The sequence below is a fragment of the Nocardia sp. CC201C genome (assembly GCF_030010695.1).
Taxonomy (GTDB): Bacteria; Actinomycetota; Actinomycetes; order Mycobacteriales; family Mycobacteriaceae; genus Nocardia; species Nocardia otitidiscaviarum.
Map to the genome: position 1 here is coordinate 1 of NZ_JASCXP010000448.1, position 5,974 is coordinate 5,974.

Annotated in this window: 5 protein-coding genes; 4 read left to right on the forward strand and 1 reads right to left on the reverse strand. The window is 70.6% G+C overall.

The window, feature by feature from the left end:
• Window positions 1–202 precede the first annotated feature (202 nt).
• From QK444_RS31255 to QK444_RS31270, 4 genes are all read left to right on the forward strand, one after another.
• Window positions 203–691 (forward strand): PH domain-containing protein, encoded by a 489-nt coding sequence (locus tag QK444_RS31255; protein ID WP_282785677.1) that lies wholly within the window; start codon window positions 203–205, stop codon window positions 689–691.
• Between the two features lie 118 nt (window positions 692–809).
• Window positions 810–1,109 (forward strand): metalloregulator ArsR/SmtB family transcription factor, encoded by a 300-nt coding sequence (locus QK444_RS31260; RefSeq protein WP_029924481.1) that lies wholly within the window; start codon window positions 810–812, stop codon window positions 1,107–1,109.
• A gap of 92 nt (window positions 1,110–1,201) precedes the next feature.
• Window positions 1,202–3,046, forward strand: a complete 1,845-nt coding sequence (locus QK444_RS31265; RefSeq protein WP_282785678.1) for a phosphoenolpyruvate carboxykinase (GTP) — start codon at window positions 1,202–1,204, stop codon at window positions 3,044–3,046.
• Entirely contained in the window at window positions 3,043–4,665 is a 1,623-nt protein-coding gene (locus QK444_RS31270) for a SulP family inorganic anion transporter (protein ID WP_282785680.1), read from the forward strand. The genes QK444_RS31265 and QK444_RS31270 overlap by 4 nt, the downstream gene beginning before the upstream one ends.
• A gap of 18 nt (window positions 4,666–4,683) precedes the next feature.
• On the opposite strand, the gene QK444_RS31275 is transcribed toward QK444_RS31270, so the two are convergent.
• Window positions 4,684–5,974, reverse strand: a 1,291-nt coding sequence (locus QK444_RS31275; protein WP_282785679.1) for a gamma-glutamyltransferase, incomplete at its 5' end; no start/stop codon positions are given.

Genomic DNA, 5,974 nt, shown 5'->3' on the forward strand with positions numbered 1-5,974 from the left:
CGCCGCCGGCGCGGAGTCGACAGGGCCTGGGACCGCGTCGCCTGAACCCGATGGCACGTCGCTGGGAGCCGATGGCGCGCCGCTGGGACCTGATGGGGCGTCGTTTGAACCCGATGGGGCGTCGGCGGAGCCAGGCTCCGCGCCACCCGCATCCGGCTCCGCGTCACCGCGATCCGAGACGAGCTCCGAGGAGTCGGCACCCGTGCCCGCGACATCCGAAACAGCCACCTCATCGCACACCGCCGCCGGGTGGGATCTCGAGGTGCGGCCCCGCCGGTCGACGCGCAATGCGCGGATCGTGGCGGCCATCCTGGTCGTCGTGTTCGGTGTGGCGGGCGTCTTCCTGCGCAACGGCTCCACCGGCGTCAACTTCCGGGTGGTGGACCAGGTGGCGGTGGTGGCCATCGGCCTGCTGCTCGGGGGCGGCGTGCTGTTGCTGACCCGGCCCCGGCTGCGCGTCGGCCCGCGCGGTGTGGTGGTGCGCAATATCGTGGGCGACAGCGAATTCCGGTGGCAGGACATTCGCGGGGTGTCGTTTCCGGACAAGAAGGCGTGGCCGCGGCTGGAGCTGGTCGACGACGACTACGTGCCGATTCTCGCCATCCGCGCCAATGACGGTGAGCGCGCGGTCGCCGCCATGGACCGCTTCCGGGAGCTGGGGGCGAAGTACTCGGCGGCCCCGCCCGGCTGATCGCTGTTTCGGCTGTTTGCTAAACTCTGCAAACAGCAGGTCGGTCGTCCGCGCCGATACCGCCACCAGCGGAAGGATTGGTTCGGAAGTGCCAGGACTGAAAAGGCCGCTGTACCAGATGAAAGCGGACTTCTTCAAAACGCTCGGACACCCCGTGCGCATCCGTGTGCTCGAACTGCTCAGCGAGCGTGAGCACGCGGTCTCCGAAATGCTGCCCGAGGTCGGGGTGGAACCCGCCAACCTCTCCCAGCAGTTGTCGATCCTGCGCCGGGCCGGTCTGGTTACCGCCCGACGCGAGGGCCTGTCGGTCACCTACTCCCTGACCTCGCCCGAGGTCGCCCAGCTCCTCGCCACCGCCAGAGCCATCCTGACCGGTGTGGTGGCGGGCCAAGCCGAACTGCTCGAGCCACCGGCCTAGTCACTGTCCCGGTCGTCCCGACGCGCACTGCCGTATCCGCTGGTTGCATAGTTGCGCAACTACCTACCTAGTCACATTCGAAGGAGATTCCGTTGACCGTCCTCCCCGCCTTCGTGTCGGCCGCGCCGACCACGCACCGCGGCATCCTCGACTGGGTGGGCGAGGTCGTCGCGCTCACCGCGCCCGATCACGTGGTCTGGTGTGACGGCTCCGCGGCGGAATGGGATCGGCTCACCGCCGAACTGGTGCGGCGCGGCACCTTCGTACCGCTGTCGGCCATCCCCAACTCCTTCTGGTGCGCCTCCGACCCCGAGGACGTCGCCCGCGTGGAGGATCGCACCTTCATCTGCTCCGAGCGCGAATCCGATGCCGGTCCCACCAACAACTGGATGGACCCGGTGGACATGCGCACCGTCATGACCGAGCACTACCGGGGCGCGATGGCCGGACGGACCCTGTACGTGATCGCCTTCTGCATGGGGCCGCTCGACGCCGGCGAGCCGAAATACGGTGTGCAGATCACCGATTCGGCCTATGTCGCGGTCTCCATGCGGATCATGACCCGCTCCGGCACGCCGGTCTGGGAACGGCTCACCGACACTCGGGACTTCGTGAAATGTCTGCACTCTGTCGGCGCTCCGCTGGCCGCCGGACAGCCGGATATGCCGTGGCCGTGCGACCGGACCAAATACATCGCGCACTTCCCGGAGACGCGCACCATCTGGAGCTACGGCTCCGGCTACGGCGGCAACGCCCTGCTGGGCAAGAAGTGCTTCGCGCTGCGCATCGCCTCGGTGCTGGGACGCGACGAAGGCTGGCTGGCCGAGCACATGCTCATCCTGAAACTCACGTCGCCGCAAGGGAAGACGCACTACGTTGCCGCGGCCTTCCCATCCTCTTGCGGCAAGACCAACCTCGCTATGCTGGAGCCCGCGCTGCCGGGCTGGCGGGCGGAAACCGTCGGCGACGACATCGCCTGGCTGCGATTCGGGGCCGACGGGCGGTTGTACGCGGTGAACCCCGAGTCCGGATTCTTCGGTGTCGCACCGGGAACCGGCGCGCGCACCAACCCCAACGCCATGGCCACCATCGCGCGCGGCAATTCCATCTTCACCAATGTGGCGCGCACCGACGACGGGGAGGTGTGGTGGGAGGGCATGACCGACGAGCCGCCCGCCCACCTCGTCGACTGGCGCGGGCGGGACTGGACCCCGGAGAGCGAAACCCCGGCGGCACATCCCAATTCGCGCTACTGCACGCCGATCGAACAGTGCCCCTCGGTGGCACCCGAGTGGGACGATCCGGCGGGGGTGCCCATCTCGGCCATCTTCTTCGGCGGGCGGCGCGCGAGCACCGTGCCGCTGGTGACCGAATCGTTCGACTGGACGCACGGGGTCTTCCTCGCCTCGGTGCTCTCGTCGGAGACCACCGCGGCGGCCACCGGCGCCGTCGGCGTGGTGCGCCGCGACCCCATGGCCATGCTGCCCTTCCTCGGCTACCACGTGGGCGACTACTTCGCGCACTGGCTGTCGCTGGCACAGCGGGAGGGGGCGCGGCTGCCGAAGATCTTCCAGGTGAACTGGTTCCGGCGCAGCGACGAAGGAGCTTTCCTCTGGCCGGGGTTCGGCGACAACGTGCGGGTGTTGCAGTGGGCGCTGGAACGTCTCGACGGCACCGCCGACGCGGTGACCACGCCCATCGGCTACCTGCCCACCGCCGACGCGCTGAACCTGGACGGACTCGACGCGGTGCACCGCGATCGGGTGTCCGCCGCGCTGGCCGTCGACACGCGGGAGTGGGTGGCCGAGCTACGGCTGATCGACGAGTGGTACGCCACCATCGGCGGCAACCGGCTGCCCGAGCCGTTGCGTGAACAGCTCGCGGCGCTGAAGCTGCGCCTGGCCGACTATCGCGGCGACGACGCCACGGTGAACTGACCGTGCGGTCGCTGCTCCCGGTCCGATCGGATTGGGCTCCGGCCGTGAAAGCTCCCGGTGCGGACCTGCTGGCGGGATTGATCGTCGCGCTGGTGGCATTGCCGTTGGCGCTGGGTTTCGGGATCAGCTCCGGACTCGGCGCGGCGGCGGGGCTGGCCACCGCGGTCATCGCGGGCGCACTCGCCGCGGTGTTCGGCGGCTCCCGCTTCCAGGTATCGGGTCCCACCGGGGCCATGACCGTCGTGCTGGTGCCCATCGCGCACCAGCACGGCGCGTCGGGCGTCCTCATGGTCGGCCTGCTGGCGGGCCTGCTGTTGGTCGCCATGGCCGCGGCCGGGGTCGGGCGGGCGGTGCGCTTCGTCCCGGCACCGGTGATCGAGGGCTTCACCGCCGGAATCGCGGTGGTGATCGCATTGCAGCAGGTGCCCTCCGCGCTTGGCGTCGGCGAACTCGACGGTGAGCGGGTGTGGCAGGTCGCCGTCGCGGCGGTGCGCGCGTTCGCCGCGCATCCGGTGGCGGCCGCGCCGGTGACGGCGGTGGTGGTCGCGGCGGTGATCCTGCTGGGCGGCCGGCATCTGCCCAAGCTGCCGTTCGCGCTGGCCGCGGTCGGCGGGGCGACGCTGGTGGCCGAGTGGACGCACCTGGACATCATCCGCATCGGTGCGCTGCCCGCCGGATTGGCCGCTCCCACACTCGAATTCGTCGATCCGGATCGGCTCGGCGCACTGCTCGCACCCGCCGTGGCGGTCGCCGCGCTCGCGGCGCTGGAATCGCTGCTGTCGGCGACGGCCGCCGACGCCATGGCGGTCGGCACCCGGCACGATCCGGATCGCGAACTGCTCGGGCAGGGGCTCGCCAATATCGCGGCCCCGCTGTTCGGCGGCGTCCCGGCCACCGGGGCCATCGCCCGGACGGCGGTGAACGTGCGCTCCGGGGCGCGGACCCGGCTGGCCGCGCTCACCCACGCCCTCATCCTGGCGGGCATCGTGTACGCCGCCGCGCCGCTGGTGGAGCGAATTCCGGTGGCGGCCTTGGCCGGAGTGCTGCTGGCCACCACCGTGCGCATGGTGGAGACCGCCTCGCTGGCCGCCATCGCCCGCGCCTCGCGCGGCGACGCGGTCATCATGGCGGCCACCTTCGCGGTGACGGTCGCACTCGATCTGATCACCGCCGTGGCGGTCGGCGTCGGCATCGCCGCGATACTGGCACTGCGGTCGATCGCCCGCGAGGCCCGGCTGTCGCAGGTGCCGCTGGACGATTCCGACCACCTCGCGGAGGAGCACGCACTGCTGCACGACCACATCGTCGCCTACCGCCTGGAGGGGCCGCTGTTCTTCGCGACCGCGCACCGCTTCCTGCTGGAACTGGCCGAGGTCGCCGACGTCCAGGTGGTGGTGCTCCGGATGGCGCATCTGACCTCGCTGGACAGCACCGGCGCGCTGGTGCTCGCCGATGCCGTCGGGAAGCTCGAGCACCGCGGCATCACCGTACTGCTGTCGGGGCTGCGCCCCGATCACCGGCGTCGGCTGGCGGCGGTGGGGGCATTGCCCGCCGGTGAACGGATCTTCGATACCACCACGGCCGCCATCGATTGCGCACGAGCGCGGGTGACGGCGTGACCGGTGTGCCGCGCCCGGTCAGCGGTTGTCGCCCATGACCGCGCCCTCGCGGCGGGGATCGGTGCCGCCGATCCAGCCGTCGCCGTCTCGGGTCAGCGCGGACAGGCCGCTGGTCTGCTGTGCCACCGACACGGTGTGGCCGAGTTCGCGCAGGCGTTGGACGAGCGGGTCGTTGTCGCCGTCGGCGTCGGCGTCGACGGCCGGATGCTCGCCGCCGACATTGGTGGTGGGGGTGTTGCCCGCGCCGAAATCGACCGCCGAGACGGCCTGCTGCGGATCCAGTCCCCAATCCAGCATGGCCACCAGGGTTTTCACCACGAACTGGATGATGAGGGAGCCGCCGGGGGAGCCGGTGACGTGGGTGAGCCGTCCGCGCTCGCCGTCGGCGGCGCGGTCGAAGACCAGGGTGGGGGCCATGGAGCTGCGGGGGCGCTTCCCGGCGTCGATGCTGTTGGCCACCGGGAGTCCGTCCTCGCCGAGCGGGTCGGCGGCGAAGTCGGTGAGCTGGTTGTTGAGGATGAAGCCGTCGACGAGATGGAAAGAGCCGAAGGCGGATTCGACCGTGGTGGTCATGGACGCGGCGTTGCCGTAGCTGTCGATGACGGAGATGTGGCTGGTGCCGTGCTCGGGCGGCTGGGGGCCGGTGCCGAGCGGGACCGGTCCGAAATCGCCGGGCTGTGCGGTGCCCATGCTGCGGCCCGGGTCGATGAGACCGGCCCGCTGCCGCAGATAGTCCGGATTCACCAGGGTCTGCGGGGTATTGCCGGGCAGCGGCACGAAATCCGAATCCGCGATGTACTTGTTCCGGTCGGCGTAGGCGAGCCGTTCGGCCTCGGAGATCAGGTGCACCGCTTCGGCTTTCGGCTTGCCGCCGTCGAGCGCGGCATCCCCGCCGTCGAGCTGGTCGGGCCCCAGGGCGGCCAGGTCGAAATTCGACAGGATGCCCAGGGTGGCGGCCACGGTGATGCCGCCCGAGGACGGGTTGGGGAAACCGCACACGATGTGCTCGCGATAGGGCGTGCACAGGACGGTGCGCTTCTTCGGCTGATATCCGGCCAGATCCGCCAGCGACATCAGACCCGGGGTGCGGCCGCCGTCGGTCGAGGCCACCGCGTCCACGATATCGGCGGCGATGGCACCGGTGTAGAACGCTTCCGCGCCGTCGGCGGCAATCGCGTTGAGCGTCTTGGCCATCGCGGGATTGGTGAGGTTGGTGCCCGCGGGTTTGGGGCTGCCGTCGGGCTGCAGGAAGTACGCGCGGGCATTCTCGTCGCGGGGGGGCGCGAGCCCCGCCCCCCCCCAATGGCCC

What these genes read in the sequence shown, in the direction of transcription:
- QK444_RS31260 (WP_029924481.1), top strand. Translation starts at nt 810, where the DNA reads ATGAAAGCGGACTTCTTCAAAACGCTCGGACACCCCGTGCGCATCCGT.